The 21375-nt window shown below is 55.1% G+C and carries 19 protein-coding genes and 1 tRNA gene; 6 read left to right on the forward strand and 14 right to left on the reverse strand.

The window, feature by feature from the left end; genetic code table 11:
• The first annotated feature begins 56 nt into the window (after positions 1-56).
• From D5125_09285 to D5125_09300, 4 genes are all read left to right on the forward strand, one after another.
• A complete protein-coding gene (locus tag D5125_09285; GenBank protein QFY89665.1) occupies positions 57-407 on the forward strand; it encodes a response regulator in 351 nt (116 codons plus the stop codon).
• Positions 408-628: 221 nt separating this feature from the next.
• Complete coding sequence (locus D5125_09290; protein ID QFY89666.1) at positions 629-2329, forward strand: diguanylate cyclase; 1701 nt, start codon at positions 629-631, stop codon at positions 2327-2329.
• Entirely contained in the window at positions 2322-2843 is a 522-nt protein-coding gene (locus tag D5125_09295; protein QFY89667.1) for a purine-binding chemotaxis protein CheW, read from the forward strand. Before D5125_09290 ends, D5125_09295 begins: the two co-directional genes overlap by 8 nt.
• 2 nt (positions 2844-2845) lie before the next feature.
• Positions 2846-3253 (forward strand): hypothetical protein, encoded by a 408-nt coding sequence (locus tag D5125_09300; protein QFY89668.1) that lies wholly within the window; start codon positions 2846-2848, stop codon positions 3251-3253.
• Between the two features lie 549 nt (positions 3254-3802).
• On the opposite strand, the gene D5125_09305 is transcribed toward D5125_09300, so the two are convergent.
• The 3 genes from D5125_09305 to D5125_09315 form a co-directional block, all read right to left on the reverse strand.
• Complete coding sequence (locus tag D5125_09305) at positions 3803-5257, reverse strand: hypothetical protein (GenBank protein QFY89669.1); 1455 nt, start codon at positions 5255-5257, stop codon at positions 3803-3805.
• A 217-nt stretch (positions 5258-5474) separates the two neighbouring features.
• Positions 5475-6230, reverse strand: coding sequence for an ATP-binding protein (locus tag D5125_09310; GenBank protein QFY89670.1), 756 nt, complete (start codon positions 6228-6230; stop codon positions 5475-5477).
• Between the two features lie 10 nt (positions 6231-6240).
• On the reverse strand, positions 6241-7776 hold the full coding sequence (locus D5125_09315) for an IS21 family transposase (GenBank protein ID QFY89671.2): 1536 nt from the start codon (positions 7774-7776) through the stop codon (positions 6241-6243).
• 783 nt (positions 7777-8559) lie between these two features.
• On the opposite strand from D5125_09315, the gene D5125_09320 reads away from it, so the two are divergent.
• Positions 8560-8820, forward strand: coding sequence for a UPF0175 family protein (locus tag D5125_09320; protein ID QFY89672.1), 261 nt, complete (start codon positions 8560-8562; stop codon positions 8818-8820).
• A 224-nt stretch (positions 8821-9044) separates the two neighbouring features.
• On the opposite strand, the gene D5125_17015 is transcribed toward D5125_09320, so the two are convergent.
• The 4 genes from D5125_17015 to D5125_09340 all read right to left on the reverse strand — a co-directional run bounded on the left by D5125_17015 (position 9045) and on the right by D5125_09340 (position 11864).
• Positions 9045-9422 carry a hypothetical protein gene (locus D5125_17015; GenBank protein ID QPB72232.1) on the reverse strand — a complete coding sequence of 126 codons (378 nt, stop codon included), beginning with the start codon at positions 9420-9422 and terminating at the stop codon, positions 9045-9047.
• Between the two features lie 124 nt (positions 9423-9546).
• Complete coding sequence (locus D5125_09330) at positions 9547-9945, reverse strand: hypothetical protein (GenBank protein QFY89673.1); 399 nt, start codon at positions 9943-9945, stop codon at positions 9547-9549.
• Between the two features lie 629 nt (positions 9946-10574).
• The gene (locus D5125_09335) at positions 10575-11432 is read right to left on the reverse strand and encodes a hypothetical protein (protein ID QFY89674.1); all 858 of its coding nucleotides are present in this window, start codon (positions 11430-11432) and stop codon (positions 10575-10577) included.
• Between the two features lie 222 nt (positions 11433-11654).
• Entirely contained in the window at positions 11655-11864 is a 210-nt protein-coding gene (locus D5125_09340; protein QFY89675.1) for a tyrosine-type recombinase/integrase, read from the reverse strand.
• A gap of 243 nt (positions 11865-12107) precedes the next feature.
• Here D5125_09340 and D5125_09345 point away from each other — a divergent pair, with 243 nt between their 5' ends.
• The gene (locus D5125_09345; protein ID QFY89676.1) at positions 12108-12377 is read left to right on the forward strand and encodes a hypothetical protein; all 270 of its coding nucleotides are present in this window, start codon (positions 12108-12110) and stop codon (positions 12375-12377) included.
• A gap of 53 nt (positions 12378-12430) precedes the next feature.
• Here D5125_09345 and D5125_09350 read toward each other — a convergent pair whose 3' ends face one another.
• From D5125_09350 to D5125_09375, 7 genes are all read right to left on the reverse strand, one after another.
• The gene (locus tag D5125_09350; GenBank protein QFY89677.1) at positions 12431-12775 is read right to left on the reverse strand and encodes a hypothetical protein; all 345 of its coding nucleotides are present in this window, start codon (positions 12773-12775) and stop codon (positions 12431-12433) included.
• Positions 12776-12888: 113 nt separating this feature from the next.
• Positions 12889-13257, reverse strand: a complete 369-nt coding sequence (locus D5125_09355) for a helix-turn-helix domain-containing protein (protein ID QFY89678.1) — start codon at positions 13255-13257, stop codon at positions 12889-12891.
• Positions 13254-13508, reverse strand: coding sequence for a type II toxin-antitoxin system RelE/ParE family toxin (locus D5125_09360; GenBank protein ID QFY89679.2), 255 nt, complete (start codon positions 13506-13508; stop codon positions 13254-13256). The genes D5125_09355 and D5125_09360 overlap by 4 nt, the downstream gene beginning before the upstream one ends.
• A gap of 153 nt (positions 13509-13661) precedes the next feature.
• Positions 13662-13751: transfer RNA gene (locus D5125_09365), tRNA-Ser, on the reverse strand.
• A 696-nt stretch (positions 13752-14447) separates the two neighbouring features.
• Positions 14448-15539, reverse strand: a complete 1092-nt coding sequence (locus D5125_17020; protein QPB72233.1) for a hypothetical protein — start codon at positions 15537-15539, stop codon at positions 14448-14450.
• A gap of 353 nt (positions 15540-15892) precedes the next feature.
• Positions 15893-17062 (reverse strand): tyrosine-type recombinase/integrase, encoded by a 1170-nt coding sequence (locus tag D5125_09370; GenBank protein QFY89680.1) that lies wholly within the window; start codon positions 17060-17062, stop codon positions 15893-15895.
• 694 nt (positions 17063-17756) lie between these two features.
• Positions 17757-20609, reverse strand: coding sequence for a hypothetical protein (locus D5125_09375; protein QFY89681.1), 2853 nt, complete (start codon positions 20607-20609; stop codon positions 17757-17759).
• Between the last annotated feature and the right edge of the window lie 766 nt (positions 20610-21375).

The following is a 21375-nucleotide window of genomic DNA, read 5'->3' on the forward strand; positions in this document are numbered from 1 at the left end:
AGGGTGAAGTTTGAAGAGTGAATACAGGCTGACCACTCAACATAGAGGAGACAACAATGAAGATTCTGGTGGTGGATGACGACCCCATGGCGGCGGAGATGATCTGCGCCATTCTCGAAGATGGCGGCCATCAGGTGCGCTATGCGGAAAACGGCGTCGAGGCCATGGAACTGCTGCAGGCCGAGCCCGCCGGATTGATCATCTCGGACATGAACATGCCCCTGATCAGCGGCGTGGAGCTGTTTGCAGAGCTGCGCGCCCAGGCCGACAGCACCCCCTTTGTGCTGCTCACCGGCGATGACCCCAGCCAATACCAGGCCCAGGCACCGCAGATCAACGCCTGTCTGATGAAGGACGAGCAGCTGTTCGAGCGCCTGCTCGACACCGTCGAACAGTTCGAGGGTTGAGCCTTGAACCTAAAAAGAGCATTTGGCCACAGAGCCACAGACGACTCCATGGACGGAGGAGGTAGGGCGAAGCCAGGAGCCAGAGCCGAGCACACAGAGAAAAATCAATGTGTTGGAAAAGCGAACGTTCATCACCTTTTAGGTGAGCCTGGTCTGATATGTAACCCTTTGAAACAACTCTGTGATCTCTGTGTCTCTGTGGCTTAACTGAGGAATATAGGTTGAACAAGCCCAACTTTCAGCAACGGGCGCAGCAGCTGCGCGAGAAATTTCTCAGCCAGATCCCCCAACGCCTGCAGCGAGCCGAGGAGGAGTTGGCGCGACTGCAACGGGACGAAATGGACCTCGGTCAGGGCCTGAGCGAGCTGCGTACCCTGTTTCACAACATCAAGGGTACCAGCTCCACCTACGGCCTGAGCGAGGTGGCCCAGCTGGCCGAGCGCGCCGAGGCGGCCTTTGCCGAGGCCCTCAACCGCAACGACGGCCAGACCCACGCCAATCTGCTGATAACCATCGGCGAGGGCTGGGGGCTGATCGCCCAATTGCGCGAACTCAGCGGCCAGGATCAGACCGATGACCCGCAGCAGAGCGGCTTCGATCTGAGCAGCTGCAAGACCCCGGACTGCCCCTGCGTGCGTCCGCTCAATACCCGCATCATCTACCTGTGCGACGACGACGCCGACCTGCGCCATCAGCTGATCAACCAGCTGGGCTGCTTCGGCTACCAGGTACGCGGCTTTGCCAACGGCACGGAGCTGTTGGCGGCGGTGGCCGAGCAGGCCCCGGACGTGGTGATCATGGACATCATCCTGGCCGAGGGTCAGGACGCCGGGCTGCAGCTGGCCCAACGGCTGCACCAGGAGCTGACCAGCCCGCCGCCGGTGATCTTCATCTCCGGCCGGGGCGACTTCAACGCCCGCCTGGATGCGGTGCGTGCCGGCGGCGTGGCCTATTGCACCAAACCGGTGGCCCCCATCGAACTGGTGGACATACTCGACGCCATGAGCGCCCAGGCCGAGCAGGACCCCTACCGCATCCTGGTGGTGGACGATGACCCCAATCTGGCCAGCTACACCGCCCTGGTGCTGCGCGAGGCGGGCATGACGGTGGAGATCATCACCGACCCCAAGACGGTGCTGGCGGCCCTGCCCAGCTTCAACGCCGACCTGGTGCTGATGGATCTCTACATGCACGACTGCGTCGGCATAGAGCTTGCACGCATCCTGCGCCAGATCCCCGGCTATCTGAGCCTGCCCATCGTCTATCTGTCCGGCGAGACCAACATGGAGGAGCAGTTCAACGCCCTGAGCGTGGGCGCCGATGGCTTTCTCACCAAGCCGATCAAGCCGCAGCAGCTGATCACCGCCGTCTCCCTGCGGGCCGAGCGCATGCGCAGCCTGCGTAACCTGATGGTGCGCGACAGCCTCACCGGCCTGTTCAACCACACCAACATCAAGCAGATGCTGGAGCACGAATGCATCCAGGCCGAGCGCCAGGGCTGGCCGGTATGCTTCGCCATGCTGGATCTGGACCGCTTCAAGGAGATCAACGACAACTACGGCCACGCGGTGGGCGATCAGGTACTCATCGCCATCGCCCGTCTGTTGCGTCAGCGCTTGCGCAAATCCGACATCATCGGCCGCTACGGCGGCGAGGAGTTCGCCGTGATCCTGCCCAACACCGAGCTTGGCCAGGCCACCGAGGTGATGAACGCCCTGCGTGCCAGCTTCGCCACCATCGAGTTCTTCACCCAGGGCCAGGTATTTCACGCCAGCTACAGCTGCGGCATCGCCAGCTCGCTGCAATACGCCAACCCCTCCGATCTGCGCAGCGCCGCCGACCGCGCCCTCTACCAGGCCAAGCAAAAGGGGCGCAACCGTATCCAGGTGGATCAAACCCCGGAGCCACAGCCCCATGTCTGAACAACTGGACGAACTCCTGGCGCAGCGCCAGACCGAGGCCGACAAGGTGATCGAGGTGGATGAGGCGCAGATCAAGCTGGTGATCTTTCGCCTGGGCACTGAGCACTTCGCCCTGCGCGGCCAGCAGGTGCGCGAGATCCTGCCCGCTGGGGAGATCTTCTACGTCCCCGGCTGCCCGGATTCACTGATCGGCGTGATCAACCTGCGCGGCGATGTGGAATCCGTAGTGCAGCTGGACCTGCTGCTGCAACGCGGCAGCGCCAGCGAGGCGTGTAGTGGTGGCTTCATCCTCCTGACCCAGGCCAGCGCCATGCGCACCGGCCTGCTGGTGGACCAGGTGGAGGATGTCATCGATCTCGTGGAAAGCGCCCTGCAGCCCCCACCGGACACCCTGCCCAGCCCCTTGAATCAATGGGTTGATGCAGTCCTCGGCTGGCGGGGGCAGGCCATCCCATGCCTCGATGCCGAGCGCCTGCTGGGCGACTACCGGACGCGCCTGGACAACCAGGGCTGAGCATGGTCGGGCTGGAGATGGTCAGTTTCCACCTGGCAGGCTACCCCCTGGCCGTGCAGGCTAGCCAGGTGGGGCAGATGCAGGCCCTGGATGACCAGGCCCAAGCCAACCGCCAGCGCCTGTGCCAGCTGCTGGGGCTGGATAAAGGCAAGACCCATGCCCCGCAACAGGCCCTGCTGCTGCACACGGCCAAAGGCCCCCAGCCCTGCGCCCTGGATCAACCGGTAGAGCTGTTTCCGGCCCGGGCCGAACAGCTCCTACCCCTGCCGCCGCTGCTGCGCGCAGCCAGCAAAATCCAGGCCGTGCGCGGCCTGCTGCGCCAGGACCAGCACCTCTGGCTGGTGCTCGACCTGAAGCGGCTGGATCTCGGCACAGATCGGGGTCACGGCACAGATCGGGGTCAGGTCTAGGGTTATAGCCATTTCCAGCTTTGGAGGAAAGAACCGGGTCGATAGTCAAAATCTAGACTCAACCCCCTTTATCCTATATTCCTCAGTTAAGCCACAGAGACACAGAGATCACAGAGTTGTTTCAATGAGTTACCTATCAGACTGGACTCACCCAGAAGGTGTTGAATGTTCGCTTTCCAACACATTGATTTTTCTCTGTGTACTCTGTGGCTCTGTGGCCAAATGCTCTTTTTAGGTTTATCGTTAATTAGCCGATTAAAGGCTTCTATTCTAGACCTGACCCCAATTTCGCTAGGAGAGTCGGAGAATGAGAGTGAGAGCGAGGACGAGAATGAAACGGAAGATGATTCGAGCACTTCGGAGAGCAGCAGTTCCTGACCTGTATTCGTTGTGCATCCAATAGGTGTCACAGAGCTACAGCGCCCCCGATGTCACCAGAAAAATCAGGTACATTGGGTGACGGCTTCAGCATTCTGGGTCGTCACTCTGGAAAAACCTGCTCTGAAGAACAACTGTTCTACAGGCAGTTTTTCTATCTGGATTTCCGGCTCAAAGGTATTCCATTCCCGCCTGCTGCAGTCCCAACAATCCGACCGCCTGTTGGTTAATCTCCATGCCCGCTACAGCTGCAAGGAATCCAGCTTGACCCATGATATCCACGTAGCCTGTAAGGGTGGCAGTAGTGGCTTGATCGGCCTCTGTGCCAAGCAGGTTGCGATAGGCTAATTGGGCAACCGCTTCGTTGCTGCTGCCACCGGCGAGCGTAGATACCAAGCCAATGTCTACAGCCAATTGGAACAGGCTGTTTAGGCTATGGCCTTGGTCGAAGAAGTTGAGGATCAGACCACGTGTGGAGGCATCATTGACTAGGCTCGAAGCAATAACGTTGATGAACTCCAAGGACATGCCAGCGTTTTCTGTGGCACCAAGATCATAGGCAAGCTTTTTGTCGGCAAATTGCAGGCGTTCGATATTGGTCAGGGTGTCGGTGCCATCAGGACCAGTCAGGGTATAGCTGCCGGCTGATCCGTTGATGCTGTAGCTGCTGTGATTGCCGCTAAATACAGCAATATCGACACCGGCACCCCCATCAATCGTATCGTTGCCGGCACCGCCTGTGAGAATGTTGTTGGCACTAGAGCCGGTTAGGATGTTGTCCAGCTCGTTACCAGTGGCCTGCACGGCGTTATCAGTAAGCGTTAGATTTTCAACGTAGGCGGTCAATGCGTAGTCGATGCTTGCAAAGACTTGGTCGATGGTGCTGCTGATGTCCAAGGCCAGCAGGATTCGCGCCGCCGCTTCTGGCTCTTCAGGATTATTGTCCGTTTCGACGACTTGATCGCCAATATCATCGATGAAGTATTTGTCGGCCCCCGAGCCTCCCTCCATGTAGTCAGCACCCGTGCCTCCGTAAAGTTCGTCATTTCCTCGCCCACCGTAGAGAAAGTCGTTGCCTGCCTCACCGTAGAGAATGTCATTGCCGTCACCGCCACGGAGGATATCTGAGCCGGCACCACTGTAGACCACATCGGCAGCGCCAGAACCATCAAATGTATCATCACCATCAGTTGCCGTAACCGCGGTATTGGCTTCCATCAATAGCTCAAAACCAATACTGGCTACTTGGGCCATGTCGAGGCTGAAACCAGAAACTGTTTTTACGTTGGAAAATTCTGTGGTGGTGGCATCGTAATCACCCCAGGCAAAACTGCTGGCTATACCGGTTAGGAGTAAGGTGGCGCTATCACTGATACTGATCTGCCCCTCTAAGGCGGCAGCATCCCTTTCATGGCTGACAAAAAGTCGCTTTAGACTGCCTTCTGGAACCGTTCCATTCCAGACGAAAGAGCCATCCAAGGTAATAGAAAAGCCATTAGCCAAGAGTTCCACTGTTGAAAACGATGTACCAACTGGCGTATTACTGAGTTGGCCAAAACCAGCTTGCAAGGCATCAAGAACTTCTTGATAGGTGAAAACAAGTTCTGCAGCAAGATGATGAGACATAGCGGACTCCTCTCAGGTCCAACGGCTTGGATGCCAAGTATGGCTGATTATGCATCCTAATCAAGACCGCACGAATAGGACATCGCAAAGTCCAAATACCGACCCTGCTTCCGAACCTCTGGCCGAAAGGCTTGGAGTGCGCATTCCGCCGAAGATGACCGTTGATTCCGGTGATCGTGACCGACTGGCTCATCGGTCCCGCACTGGTGTGGGTTTTTTACGCTGACCGGTCACGATCCGTCAACTCGGCGGTCATTTTCCGCATCGACTCGCCGCGCAGTGGGAGCCGATGGGCACCGTGCAAAAGGCGGTCGAGAATGGCGTCTGCCAGCGTCGCCTCGCCGATGAGATCATGCCAGTGTTCGACGGGTAGCTGACTGGCGATCAACGTGGAGCGTCGGCCGTGGCGGTCCTCGATCACCTCCATCAGGTCGTGCCGTTGGGCGGCCGTCACCTTCTGGATGCCCCAGTCATCCAGGATCAGCAGATCCATCTTCAGCAGCTGGTTCATCAGACGCGGGTAGGAGCCGTCGCCGTGGGCGATGCGTAGCTGTTCGAACAGCGTGGGCAGGCGCAGGTAGCGCACCGCCAAGCCGTGCCGACACGCCTGATTGCCCAAGGCACAGGCCAGCCAGGTCTTGCCACAGCCGGTGGGACCGGTGATGCAGAGGTTATGGGCCTGGCGGACCCAGTCACAGCTCGCCAGCGCCGCCAGGCGGGCCTTCTCCAAGCCGCGGGGATGGCGGTAGTCGATGTCCTCGACACAGGCGTGGATACGCAACTTGGCGGCCTTGAGCAGGCGCCCCAGACGCCGGTTCTCCCGGTGCAGCACCTCCCGCTCCACCAAGAGCGCCAGGCGCTCCTCGAAGGCCAGATCGTGGGTTTCGGGTTGCTCCCGTTGCTGTTCCAGGGCATCCAGCATGCCGGTCAGCTTGAGGGCGCGCAGGTGTTCGGTGGTCTGTTGGTTCAACATGAAAGACTCCTCAGTGGTAGTAATCGGCGCCGCGCAGATTGGCGTGTTCGGGTAGCTCAGCCTCAGGCTCATCGGCCTCCTGGGGTTGCCGATCCAGGCCTTGCTTGAGAATGGATGCCACGCTCGGATAGGTGACCGAGCGGATCGCCAGGGCGCGCTCACAGGCCTGCTCCAGCCGCGTCCGGTCGTAGCGTCGCCCCAGGAGCAACAGCCCGAGGCAGGCGCGGTAGCCGTGCTCGGGATGAGGGCGGCCCTCCAGTTGCTGCTGGATCACCTGCGCCGTGCAGGGGCCGATGTCACGGGCCCAGTTCAAGAACCGTCCCGGCGACCAGTCCCGATGGGCCTGATGGGACTTGGGCATGTGCTCGGTGAGCGTGCTGTAGCGGCCTCGGCCGTGACGTGGGTGAGCGGCGACCCGCCGGCCCTTGTGCAGCACCTCCAGCGTGGTGGCGGTCAGGCGCAGGTCCAGGGTCTGACCAACCAGGCTGTGGGGGACGCTGTAGAGGCGCTTGTCCACTTCGACGTGGTAGTCGATGCCCGGCTTGGCCTTGCGCCACTCGGCATAGACGTAATCGTCCTGGGGCAGCGGTTTGAGCGCCGGCCGGTCGATCGCCTCGAACAGGTCCCGGCGGCTCTCCTCACGGCCCTGGAACGGCCGTTCGTTGAGCGGGGGCAGCAACTCGGCGATGGCCTGATTCAGCTCGGCCAGGGAGAAGAAGGTGTGATGGCGCAGGCGCGCCAGAATCCAGCGTTCCACCACCTGCACCGCCACCTCGGCCTTGGCCTTGTCTTTCGGCTTATAGGGCCGTGCCGGCAAGACGGCGGTCCGATAGTGGGCGGCCATCTCGGCGTAGGTGGCGTTGATCGTCGGCGTATAGCGACAGGCCTGGGTCACCGCCGCCTTGAGGTTGTCGGGCACCAGCAGGTCGGGCACGCCACCGAAGAACCGCAGCATGCGCTGGTGGGACGCGATCCAGTCCGGCAGGGACTGGGTGTAGGTCGCCTCGGCGTAGGTATAGCTGGACGCCCCGAGCACGCCGACGAAGATCTGCGCCGAACGGACCTCACCGCTGTGGCGGTCGACGATATCCACCGTCGGGCCGCAGTAGTCGATGAAGGCCTTCTCGCCGGCTCGGTGCAGTTGGCGCATGCTGCGCTTCTGCCGGTCTCGCCATTGGCGGTAGCGGTGGCAGTATTGGCTGTAGCCGTAGGCCCGATCCTCATGCACAGCGGCATACTCGGCCCACAGCAGTTGCAGGGTCACGCCCTTGCGCTTGAGCTCCTGGTGGATCTGGAAGTAATCCGGCTCGGCACGCGAGGCAGGCGCCTCACGGGGCGGGTACAGCAGGGCCTCCAGGCGCGCTTCGTCCACCCCGTCAGGCAGCGGCCAACTGATCCCTTTGGCCTGGGCCAGGCTGACGTACTTGCTGACGGCCCCCTTGGACAGGCCGCAGGCGCGACCGATCTTCTCGTGGCTGAGTTGAGCCTCGTACTTGAGGCGTAAGACGTCGATGATTTTCTTCATGGGAATCCTCGTTGCAGGCATGGCGTCCTCCGGGTAAGCAAAAGGACGCGGTTATGCCGGTTAAAGTCGAAGAATTCCAGTGGGTTGGATGGGCATTCCGGCATCGTGACCGGTGATTCCAGACACGTGACCGCGGATTCCGGAAACAGACCCGGAATCGGTCACGATCAATCGGAATCGGCGGTCACGTTCAAACGGAATGGGCGGTCACGATGGGGCGGAATACGCATGGAGATGGATGTATATAAGGAGTGTGCCCGAATCCGAGCTAAGTGCTTGTAGCAGACGGTGGATGGCGGAGGAGGTGGGATTCGAACCCACGGAACTCTTGCGAGTTCACCTGATTTCGAGTCACGCTATAATTTACTAATTTAATTTAAAAACAATCACTTACGCAGATCGCCCCTAATTTACTAAGTGTCTTAAAGTCAATGACTTACGTTTTTATTGACTTCAGCCTAGCACAAAACTGGCACACCTTGAGGCTAGGGTCTGTATAGTTTCTGTTGCCTTCATAATGACGAGATTCTCTCGACGCAAAGTCCGTGTCAATTCTGTGCCGCATAATGCGGCATAGATGTCACTGCTTTTTGATCAGGTATATCAGCCTGACGGGCGTTCAGGACGCTCCATAAACGGCTGCAGATGCGGTCCCGGTCCCGGTTGGCAGCTGTCTGGGATATACTCTCGACTTGATCCAAGCCTTGTGGAATGCTGCGATTCCCTATAGCACCCAAGCCAGAAACACCAGGGGCTGCTGTGTTTGACGGGGTTCCGTAGATTCGAGAAGAGGAGATAGTTCCGATGCACGTGTCATTCAACATCGCCGATGACATCCCCTTTGCACTAAAGGAATCTGCCGAGGACTTCACCCGGGACATCCGGTTTTTATCGGCGCTGATGTGGTATCGCAAGAACAAGCTGTCCCTAGGCAAGGCGGCGGAATTGGCGGGTTACGATAAATTGGCGTTCATCGAACGCATGAAGCTGGAAGGCGAGGCGATCTTTGCCTATGACGCCGATGACATGGAAGAAGTCTTTGCGGACGTGGCCCGATTACCGTGAAGGTCGTCGCCAACACGACGCCGATCATCTCGCTGGCATCCATCGGTCGACTCGATCTGCTGGAGCGCCTGTTCGGCAGCGTATTGATTGCAGAGGCCGTCTATCGTGAAATCAAGGCCAAGCCGGGATATGGGTACTGTAGCGGATTTAGCCTTAGCCTTCTTGTTTGGCTCCTCCACCTGGAGGTCTGTATTAGCATTGATCAGGGTCTGCATCGCCTGGATTTACCCCTCGGGGTCGCCCTTCTGCATAGAGCGTTTGCCCTTGGACACCACTACGCCCTTGGCCAACAGCGCTCCCATTATGAAGCCAGCAGTATTAGCTGATCTTCCGCGCAGGATGGAGTTCAGCAGGATGCTGGTAATACTGGTCTCGGGATCGATCTTTTGGAGCTTGTCGTGGATAGCATTGACACTAACGAATTCACAACTGAATAAGCCCCCACCGCTGCTTTTTGCAATGCGTATAAAGAGCTCCTTTTTATCATTGCAGACAATATGATATTCCAGCTCGGACTTCTGGGTGAGGCTGGGGCAGGTGCCTACTTGCAGGATGCGCAGTGGCTGGGTTTCTGCTGTTTCGATTTTATTGGATGGATTCATGGGATTTCTCCTGTATGGATTAGATCGAAAGTGATGATGGGATAGGGCTACTAGTCCTTCCATCATAAGTTACTACTACTAGCGCAAGTTACATTTGCCCCAGAGATGGGGCTTTTAAATGCAATCAGTCCGCCTCTTCCCAAGGCGTATCCAGATTGTCGAGGATAGATTGGCGCAGCTCTCCGGTGATCCAGGGTGCATCGGGAATGATGAACACGAAACCGCATTCATTGTTGGCCAGGAAGACCGCCTGCCAGTAGCCATCGACCACCGACATGATGCCCTCCCAGCTATGGCGGAGATCGAGCAAGATGGTAGGATCATCGGGCCATATCGCAAATGGCGGATTCTGATCGCCCTCTTCTTCGATGAGCACGATGTAGCCATCGTCCTCGGGGTTGTAGGGCCGGTGCTGTGGTGGCCAATCCACGATCAGGCGTTGCACCAGATCGGCGATGATGTTGTAGGCGGGATGGCTGGTGGGTAGTTGCCGGAGATCGGCGGCGGATTTGAAGGTAAGCATGATGGATTGCTCCTGTTAGTTGATACTGAGATAGCGTCCTTGCTGAATTGTCCCTTGCCGCCTTTCCATGTTTTGAGTCTCCGAATCAGCGGCCGAAAAGGTCTTGGCATCAGTGCCGGAACTGCTCCTCCTGCAAGTTCTGTTGGGCAAAGAAAAACCCATGGCATCCGGAGACGCGGTGGGTTCGAAGGGAATGGCTTTTGGACCGAAGTCGCAGGCAAAAAGAAACCCGCCGGAGCGGGTTATCAGTGCAACTTGTATTGCTATTTCAAATAAATCGTGGTCTGTCCCCTATTATTCGTGACATCCTGGCCCTCTTCGCTATTTGGCTCCCCGGGACGGGCTCGAACCGCCGACCTAGTGATTAACAGTCCAGCGGACAGTGTAGCAAGCACGAGGGGTAGGGCAGTGTTTTTACCCGAAACCGAATCCAGACCGAACCTCTGGCGAGCATTGTCCGTGATGGCCAGCCCCGATGCCAGCGATGGCAATGGCTGGGCTATGGCTGTGCCGAACCGAACCCGAACCTATGCTATGGCTGCGACCGGGCCTGGTGCCCCAGATGTTGCCGAGGAGGGTTCGCGTTTCAGCTGAGAATCAGGCTCGACAAACTGCAAGCTGTCTCAATGTCACACATATTCGATACCGCTGTAGGCTAACCCGGCCAGGTCTATGTTCAACGCATTGAGTTGAAGGTCTGCTGCGAATACCGCAAGTTCTTCTTGGCTGAAGAGGCCGTCTTCCAGTAGGTCCACAAACTGATCCTGAACATCGAAGCTCGGTAGGCAGCCTGCTAGGTTGAAATACAGCAGGTCCACCACGTCCTCGTTGCTGTAGGCACCCACATCATCCAAGGCATAGCCCATGACAGCTTCAAAGCTGTACCCAGTATCCAGATAGTCCAAGTAGTAGCCGACGGTGGCAAGATTGTCAATTTCTGCTGCACCATAGACCGCGCCAATCAGGCGAACTGCGTCACCCGCATTCCCATCCAAGTCGTAGGCAAGGGTGAAGGCGTCGAATTCGATCCGCTCGATATCCTGGAGCACATGGGTCATGTGGCCTCCAGCAGCACTGTAGGCATCCACGTAGATCAGATTGTTCTCGGCCGATGCCACCTCGATATGCACCGGCGAGAAGGCATTGCTGTAGTAGACTGTATCGATCTCATCCCATGCATTGCTGGAGTCATGCTCCGTGCCGCCGTAGTATTCATCGCTGCCGATGCTGGCCACGATGCGATCATCGCCCGCTCCTCCGATGAGGATGTCTGAGCCCCAATCGCCAAACAGAAGATCGTTACCGGCACCGCCATCGATGAAGTCATCGCCAAGCCCCCCGTCCAGATCATCGTCACCGGCGTAGCCGTAGATGTCGTCGTCATCGATGGAGCCGTAGATCCAGTCGTTCCAAATCGTGCCTTCGTAAACCATCACATCCGGTTCGGCGGAGAAAAGGTCGAATTCGATGGAGAATTCAAAGCTCATGGTTATCGCTCCTGTGTTGACTCATCTCAGGAAAGCCCGATGGCTTCCGATCTTGGAGATAAGCCTACGCCAGGGTCGATGAACCTAAGCTGAAGCCTTGCTGAATGGATGCTGAATAGAATGGGCTTCCGTGCCCCTGCCGGTGTCATCGATGTCCGGTTAGCACCTGACTATCGGAGATAACTCTGCTAACGGTGGCACTGGCTTCCTGCAAAGTCTTGGTCATTCCCGTACACTGCTCGCCTTGTCCAGAATCTCGGATAAATTCTGGCTTGCTCGCTTCAATGCAGCATCTGACACGGCACTATAGCGTTCGGATGTGCGGACGTTTCGATGACCAAGCAGCTTGCTTATGATATAGATACTCTCTCCTTGTGAGGCAAGCTTAGATGGTCCCAAATGTCGAAGATCATGCAACCTAAGCCATTTCATATCGCATTTTGCTCTAAGAATAGACCATCCCTTAAATATTGTAAATTACCGAATAGAAACATTATCTTGCAGGTATCTGTGACTTTTTTAACGGGACACTAGTGTCGCCTGGTGTCTATTTCGGGAGAGCCATTGCCAATCAATGGGTTGGCTACTGGCGCAAGGCCACTGCCAAAAGGCGCCAAGCGATTATGAGTTCTGCGGTGTATTTGATATTCTCTGCAGCGATGTTTGGAGTTGGTCATGGCCAAGAAGCTTTCCCGTCTATTCCTGCGCCCTTACGACGATCGGATACGGATTACCGAGAAAAGGCGCAGCAAGAAGGCCTCCATCATCTGGATCACGGTGGCCTTCATGGCCATACAGCCCTTCATCATTCTTGGGTTAGGGCCTCACGGTATTGGCGAGCCCATTCCAACGCAAGAATTGCCGCTCTACGCCGCAGTGATGGCAGGACTGTACCTGCTTACCATTGGCGTTTTGCTGCTGCTCGATTGGCTGAGGGCTCGTTAAGCAATACCGACTCAGCCATCGAGGCAGTCATTCGGTCGCACTGTTGCAGCTTTTCAATGCTCCAATTTCCCTCGGGCTTCTGCCCTGAAGACCCATTCGCCGTTTTTCTCGATCAGCTCATGGTGTCCTACCGCCCGCTGGTCGTCGGCAAATAATTGCTTCTTTCGGCCCAGCAAGGCTTGCATTAGCTCCAGATAAGCGGGCGGCATGCTGCTCAGATGGCTCATGAACTGCTTTTGCATGCTGTCATCATGGTTCCACTCATCCATCACCACCGCATTCCAAGCAGTCACGACAATGCCAAGGTAGGCTTCAAATTCGCGTTTGCTCGCGCCCTCTGGCAGTAGATCCAGGAAGGGCTGGCCAAACTCCAGGATAGTGGCGGATATTTTTTGCATAGTAAGGATTTTCCACAGAATGCAGGCTGGCCCAATTCCGACCACGCCACCGAACCCAGAGAAACGTCCATATATGAAATACGCCCAGATCCGAGCTCCAGGCGGAATTTGGATCAGGCCAGTAGGTCCAGGTCAACGTTCAGGGCTTTTGCCATGGCTTTTTGCTGGGGAGGGGTCAACTCGCCCTTGCCGGTCTCAATTTGCGTAAGGAGGCTGGGTGAAATACCCAGGGTAGCGGCCAAGGCTGTGCGGCTTAAACCCCGGTATTCTCGCCAGACTCTGATGGGGTTCTCGCCCGAGAGCAGACGTTCTACCAGACTGTCTGGGTAGGTTTCTTCGCCTGCGTCTATGGCGCTGGATAGCCGTGCCGCGCTGGCAAGTTCATGAAAGGCCTCTGCATCTTCTTTCAGTACCTGATACTCAGCCCAGGGCACAACCGCATATTCCGGCTGGCCTGCCCGTTCAATAATCTGTGTCGTCATTTATATACATCTCCCCTTGGCCCAATTTTCAAGGTCATCAACACCAGACGCTGTTCGCGTAGTTCCAGAATGGCACGGTAACCTCCAACCCGTAAGCGGTATAACGTGCAACCGCTCATTTTGATGAGATCTCCGGCATAGCCATCGAAGTCAGCAGCAAGCTTTTTCAGTTCCAAGCGCAGAGCACTTGCCTGCTGTTTGGGCATTTTCGACAAATACTTGATGGCTTGCTTGCTGTATCTGAGTTCCATCGTCAAATCATTAACCAGACACGGGCTTTTCGTCAATCTAGGTACCGAACCAATACCGACCCCACACCCGAACTACCGACCGAATAGTTTTGGAGATGGATGTGCATAGAAATAAGCCCCGAATCCGAGCTAAGTGATTGAAGCAGAAAGGGATGGCGGAGAGGCAGGGATTCGAACCCTGGGAACTCTTGCGAGTTCAACTGATTTCGAATCAGTCCCGTTCGGCCACTCCGGCACCTCTCCAATAGGACAGCCGCTGGCATTGCGCCACGGCAGGCAAGAAAAAGGGCCGGGACATGACATCCTGGCCCTCTTTGCTATATGGCTCCCCGGGACGGGCTCGAACCGCCGACCTAGTGATTAACAGTCCAACGGACAGTGTAACTGGCACGAGGGCTGCGGCAGCGTTTTTGCCAGAAACCGAACCAGGACCGAACCTCTGGCTGCCATCGTTCGCTGTTGCCTGCCGCAATGGCAAGTGGGCTATGGCTTTGGCAATGGCTCTGCCGAACGCCGACCGACCCGGCCGCAATGGCTAGGGCGCTGGACCCTGTGGCCCAGAGTTGCCCGAGGTGGCGCGGCTGGGGGTGCCCCACGGGGGTCGCCATGCCCCGGGGTCGAGTGGGCCGCAGGGTGGCACTCTGGGGCAGAGGCGACGGCGCTCGGGTTCAGGGCCGGGGTTACTCCGGGTGCGGCGTGCGGCCAGGGGCAGCTATCGGAGGTTGAGCTGCCGTTGGTCGTTGGTAGGTGAACAACACATAATCAGGGGTATAGGGACATTGGCCAGGTGACTGGAAGCTTCGCTCAGATGACCGAAATCGCCAAGTCTAACGCCGCAAATCACCGGCAAAAAAAACAGAGCGAGGAACGAGTGGTGCTTTTTTCTTTCCGAGTGCATGTGATTATTAGCGAAAATTTTTTCTCTGAACTCAATTACCATCAATTTACCAGAAAAACATGACTACATGATTGACATACTCTCAAGCGATTCCATAGTTCCAAACGTTCTTCTTTGATACTGGTAACTTTCTTATTATGTAGATTAACTGAAATATGGTATTCTTTTTCTAACTTTTCCAAATTTTTTCTGTACTCTACCATCATTTCTTCATATTCTTTTTCTATCGCTTCTTGTTCCTTTTTTTTCTGTTTTTGATTACTTTCATAATTACTAAGTTCAGTATTGTACTTGTCCAAGTTCGTATCATATTCTTTCATATCATTAATGTATTTGTTCTTAAGCTTCTTGTTTCCAAAAAAAGCACTAATAAATGCCATTGGAAAATTAACCACCAACAAGGGGAGACATACGGCAATAAAAACGATTATCTTCCTTGTTAATGGTGAAATATATTCTCCCTTCCATATTGCTTTAATGTCATCAATGACACCAACTTCAGTAGGTGCCAGATATGCTATAAAAAGCGCAATAATTACTGAAAAAACAGCATATTTAATTAGTGCCATTTTGAAGTGTGAAGACCAAGATTGACTTTCTGGTTTTTGCGGTTCCAAAGGTCTTACCGGTGGAACATTCGAAATTTTCTCAATAATATTTTCTTGAATCTTTCTTTTCTGTGGTTCTTTTGGTGGAGAAAACTTAGGGATTGGCTTTGGTAGTTCTAGAATATCCGTGTTATCAATTAATGTGCTTTTAATTTTGTTTATGACATATTTAATTTGTTCATTTGACTGGAGAGATTTGCGTAAATTTATTTTTTTATCCCAAGAGAACCATGCATCTGAGGACAAGAAACTATTTATATTATCAGACTCATTGTCTTTTCTTACGCCATCATGAAAACCGCTTAAATTTTTACTAAAAGAACTTACTTTTTGTTGCAATGCCTTTGTAAGTGAATTTGTAGTGGAGATGTTTTTTTCCAGAAAATCACTCGTTCTTTGTATTCCATCTACAAATATCTCTGTTGGTCTATTTTCAGTGGAAACCGTCTCATAGACATACCTAGTTGCATGTTTCGTTTTTTCCTTAGAACATTTCGGGCATGCTTCAATATCAACAAATTGCATTTTTAAATACCAGTAATTTTATAAACTTGACTTTTACCGTTCCATAGAAAGATTGAATGCTACCTGCTACGTGAATTCGATTGCAGGCAGAAACCAGTGTAACATCTGCAATTGCAGCGTAACATGAAAATTGTGCCATAACCGATACACCCAAACCACTCCCCGGTTGCCGGACCAAATGCGTGAGGCGTTACGTTAACGTCACTATAGCCTCCGCACCGAACAAGCCTACACCCACTAAGCCACTCGCTTCATTCTTTTCCATCATACGGCACTTGCATGCAAGTGTTGCGAATCATCTTGGGTTGACACCAGCCACAAAACGTAAAGGGCCTCCCTGCCCATAGCGCCCATCACTGATGCCCGGTCAGCACCTGACTCACAGTAGCCGATGCTTCCTGCAAAGTTTTAGTAGATAGATGGGCATATCGTTGCGATACCCGTGGATCGGCATGGCCCAACACCTGCTGCACCTCATAGAGCGTCCTTCCCGCGTTCACCAGGATAGAGGCATGATTATGCCGGAGGTCGTGGATGCGCAAGTGCTCCAACCCGGCCTTGGCCCGTATCCGCTCCCAGACCTTCTGGATGGTAGTGTAGTGGCTTTTGCTCTTGGGGTTCACAAAGACATAGGTATGCTGTCCCTCAGTGCCCTGCTGGTCCAGGATCGCCATGGCGGCATCGTTCAGCGGCACCGACCGTACCCGCTTCCCTTTGGCAATGGCCGCCGGGATAGTCAGGGTGCGCTGGTTCCTGTCGATGTATTTCCACTGGGCCGTCAATGCCTCATTCAGGCGAACCCCGCTGGCCAGGAGGAACTGCAGGATGGAACACACTGGCCTGTTGGGATGGCTCCGCAGTACCTCCAGCAACTTCGCCATCTGGCTGTCGTTCAGATAATGCTCCACCTGGTTGTCTTCCCGCAAGAGACCGATCTTGGTGGCCGGCGATGACTCCAGCATACCCCACTCAACAGCCAGGTTCAGCACCCTGCGGATCAATCCCACATAGCGATTATTGCTACTGTTTTTCAGGCCTTCGGCTTTTAGTTGGTTCTGGAACTGCACGATCTGCTGCCGTGTGATCTGGTTGAGCCGCAGGTGGCCAATCGCCTTGGATAACCGCAGATCGAACATCTCCTGGTCCTTAGCTGCCGAGCGCTTCCTGCCCAGAGCATAGGGCATGTAATGATCCGTGAAGAACTCGCCGAAGATCAGCACGGCTTTCCGGGCCTTTTCCTCTTCCCGAGGATTGGCGCCCTTGGCGATCTCGGCCTTTAGCTCCAGGGTGCGTTTGCGGGCATCGGTCAGGGACAGCTCCGTGGTTCTGCCGATGCGCTGGTGGCAGGTTTTGCCGCTGCTATCCTTGTAGCGGAGGTAGAACGTGCCTTGCCCCGGCGAGGTGTGGCGAACTTCTACATACATGCCACTGCTATAGGTGGCATCGGTGATTTCGACACGCTTCTTACCTTCCGGGCAAAAAAGGCCAGTGTCTATCAGTTTCTGCGTCAGATGTGCCTTCATGTTACCTCCTAATTGATTATGGAATCGTTTAGTGAACTCAAGTTCGGCATATGAGCCTGTAACTCGAACGGAAGTGCTTTTATGAGTTCTCGCCAGCGCGCCATATTGATGCGATATTTGGCGGTTCCGCTCTTATTAATACGCACCAAGGGCAAGTAGCCCTTGCGAACTAAAATGGCTAAGCATCGGCCTCCTGAATATTGCAGGTGACGGCTCTTCAATTGCTTCCACTTGGCCTCCCCTAGAAGGATTTCCAAAGTTAGAGTCCACTCAGGTTTGATGGCAGGTAGTACCTCATCAACGGACTGAAAAATGGAACACATCAACCTTCCCGATGTGTGGTACCGATGAGAAAGCCTTATCTGTTCCGGGAATCCACGTTGGTTGCAGTAATTGGTTGGACATTTCATTTCTTACTACCCTATTAAAATTAATAAAAAAATCGCCACAATGGCGTCTTGTCAAGACATTCGGGATCACTAGTGCTGCAGTTCGCTGATGGGCGAGGGTACCGGAAGCGGAAACTCCGACTTTTCCGATTAACCCTACTCATAGCTCGGGTATTAGGTCGGAAAAGGCGGATTTTTGCCCCCAGGGGGGCTTGCCGGTAAATGGATGCTGTATCGCCCGCCGTTTTCCGCCGACCTGCTTGCTGGTGCGCGTTGGGGCCATCCGTGGCCCTTTTGCTATGGCTTCAAAAAAGGATGTCGCCGATCAGATCGTCCTCCTCAATGCCTTCCAACTCGCCAGCGAACTCTTTTTGCACCTGGCCTTCGGGCGTTTCCCGAATGCCCTTTAGGGTATCGATGCCTTTCAACTCGACCATGCGGATGGCGTAGTTCAGGTTGTTGCGCAGCAGGTCGTACGCCTTCCCTTTCGCAAACGGTTTGCGGCCATTTTCACTGCACCACGCGACATAATCCCGGTAGAACGCCGCCCGTTGGTAGGTGTAACTATCGTCACCAATGTCACAAGACTCATGGATAAATTCGTCCAGGGAATTGCTGCTGCGCCGCCATTGCGCCATCAGCCGGTCATGGACGCGAGAAGGCGAGAATTTCCCCTGTTGTAGCAAGCGAATCGCGCCTTGCAGTGCCCAATGGGCGATTCCAGGCAACTCCTGCTGGATGATGCGCTCGGCGAGATCGGGGTCAATGGGTTTGCCCGATTTCAGGCGCGAGTTGGGGAACTCAACCAACCGCCAGCGGGCGAAGAAGGCCTCGGACTGGTCCTTTGTGGTGATGAAATGATTGGTCATAAACAGATGCGCTGCCTCGTTCACAAACGAAAACGGCCGTTCTGTTGGATGCCGACCGGACAACAGATCGCCGCCAATAACGGTTTTGAATTCCGCCGAGGGCAGCGGTGTTCCTTCCGGTAGTTCGCCGACTACATTAAGACGCGATCCCGCCAGGGTTGCCAGGTGGTAGTCGCTGCGCCAGTGGAAAGGTGAAACGGCTGTGATAAATAGCGCATGGACCAGCCGGCGAATGATGCGCTCTAAGGTGCCCTTCCCGGCCCTTCCATATGGGTCATAAAAAAGAATCGCCATTTGCAATTTAGCAACAAGACCCAACAGGATGCCGCCCATCACCTCACGGACCAGCCTGACCTGATCGGCCTCTTCGCCCTCGATGGAGGATGCGAAGGTTTCGTGGAGGAAGGCATCGAACAGCGGCGTGGGCATTTCCGTAGGTGCCACATCCAGCTTGAAACGCTGGCGATGCTCAACGGTGAGAGGCTCCACGGTGACCTTGCCATCCACAATCCGGATGAACCCCTGTGAACAGGCCACGCCAATTGGTGCCTTGGCGAAGAACTCATCATCTTCGGCCAGCGACAGGGCCAAGTCAGCAACCGCTTTGTAGTCACTGTGGCGCTCGCAGAGGTATTGGCCGTCGTAAAGTTCCGCCACACGCTTGATCAGCGCCCCTCGCGATAACGACACCCTAATGCCCTGCTTTGGCTCCCACACGTAGAGCTGGCCTGCGTAGCCCACCGGTGCATTGCCGTCGACAGTAAGGTCTTTGAGCAAACCATTGGCGAAGCCCAAATGGGTGCCGGGAACATCATCACGTCGCAACTGCTTGGCCAGCTGCCTGTCCAACTCCTGAACCGAGATCTCGGCATTGACTTTTTTCAGCTTGATGCGGGCTCTTTGGAAATCAGCAGGGGATTGAGCCTTGATAACCGCAAGGGCCGCTATCGCATTCGACTCGAAAGGCGCACCGGGATCATCCACAGCTGCCTGCAACGCCTTGGCAACCACGGCCTTGGCCTGGAGAAGAACCAACTCCTCGGCATCCTCGTCTCTGAGCCAATGCGTCGTGCCAGTGCCCACATCGTGGACGAAAGGCTTGCCCTGAGCATTGGTGCTGTAGAAGGCGGCAAAACTGTTGGATTCCCGGAATGGCGTCTGGCTGCGAACCTTCACAAGTGTGCCTTGTTCCTGCAGCGCCCTGACCGTGACAGTACCCTGATGCTGGGTCTCCAGTTCCGTGTCGAGGGTCAAATCCTGGACATGGCACACCAGCCCCTTTTCGCCTTTCTGGATACGCATCTCGCCGCCTGCCTTGCGGGTGATGGCCCGGACTTGCTCCGGTTCGGGCAGTTCTACCAGCGCAGTATCGATAGCATTTAATGTATCCTTATGGACTTGCACCGACTGCGGTTCAACCACCAAGCCGTCGCTGGCCATTGGCTTGCCCACGAACACCAATCGCCCCGGCGTGAATACGCTGGTGTCGATGATGGTGGTCAGGGATTGGCCAATAACCTTTCCGGGTTCCGTTCTGCTGTAGCGTGGCTTCAGCCAGGTCAGGCCGTTAGCTGCTGCTTGCACCATGAAGGCAACCCGGAAACGCTCGATATCGCTGGGGTCCTGAACGCGAAACCACAGGTGGCCATTGCCAGCGCCGACGGGTTTGCCATCCTTTAAGACCCTGGAAGATGTGGACGCCGCCAAGAGATAGGATACCTGCTCAAACCCAGGCACCACCTTGGCTATCGCTGCAACCCATTCCTCATTAGACAAAGCGGCGATCGGGGCTGGCGTGTGTTCATCTACGTCGCGGTCCATGTACTGCCAACAGGATGGCGTGACGTTCTCCTTGAATCGCACCATCGCCTTCATCGTCTTGCCGTTGTACTCAACCGAGTGAATGCCCAGTTGGGCCTGTCGATTGCTCTGCGGGATGCCTGTACGCTTTTCAAGCTCGGCACCGGACAGCAGCAGGAATTCCTCGCCGATCTCGATACCGTAGAAGCCCGCATTGATGATGGCGGCGTGGGAATCGTTGCCGACCTGTTCTAACAGCTTGGCCAGTTCTTCCAGGGTTTCCACACGATGCTGTACGGCAATGCCCAGGGAAACGCTGACTGCAGCATGTTTGCTGATGGAACCATCGGCGTGTTCCTTAAACTGTTTTCCGAGACTATGGGCAGGGTCGCACACCACCGTGATGACGGCCCTGGGATCAGCTGGCTTGACCGGAATTGAACCGATCCTAATGGAACGAGGGTCAATCGTTGATTTTGATTCAGACATTCTGAATCTCCTCTTATTACGAGTGAGAAAAATACCAATGCGAAACCGCCTTGGCGTGAATGCCCGATCTTTGCGACGTCTATATTGATATAGGTTTGCCCCTTGATATGGGGCTTTAAACTGGGTGAGTCCACTGCGCTTTTCTAGCAGCGCTTATCAATGGATCTCACTTTTCTTTATGGTGCGGCACTTGTAATGCGGGTTTTCTCGAAGAGACGTTATGCTGGGTATTTGCAGTTCCAGTGTTTAAAGGTGCTTTCAGTAGGTATTTTGCTTTTTATCTGGCTAAGCCGCCTTCGCCTTGATAATTTTAATTTCCTATTTAACGGGCCCCAAGCCCTTGTGTCATCTATTTTTTTTGTCGCTCTGTGATCGAACAGAGTTAATGATGGCACAAACTCGAGATGAGTCAAGCTAACTTCAAAATTCTTTTCCTCGCAGCACCTATATCACTTTATATTGCTGGATTGCACAGCTGTCATGAACTCAGCTTGATAACGAAGTGACGGAGCAAATCCCTGCACTCATAATGGCGAACACCCCCCACCCCCAAAAGTCCGCCTTTTCCGACCTAATAACCAAATTGCCAGTTGGGTTAGTCGGAAAGGTCGGAAAACTCAGCATTGGGGGACGTATCAGTAGCGGAATAGGACCGGGGTGACATAGCTTCCATTTACGGCGAACGCCCCCAGCCCCAAAAAATCCGCCTTTTCCGACCTAATACCCACACTGTCTGCTAGGTTAGTCGGAAAAGTCGGGAAATCGC

Origin of the sequence: gamma proteobacterium SS-5 (genome assembly GCA_009497875.2) — a bacterium.
In the GTDB taxonomy this organism is placed as follows: Bacteria; Pseudomonadota; Gammaproteobacteria; order Chromatiales; family Chromatiaceae; genus Magnetovirga; species Magnetovirga frankeli.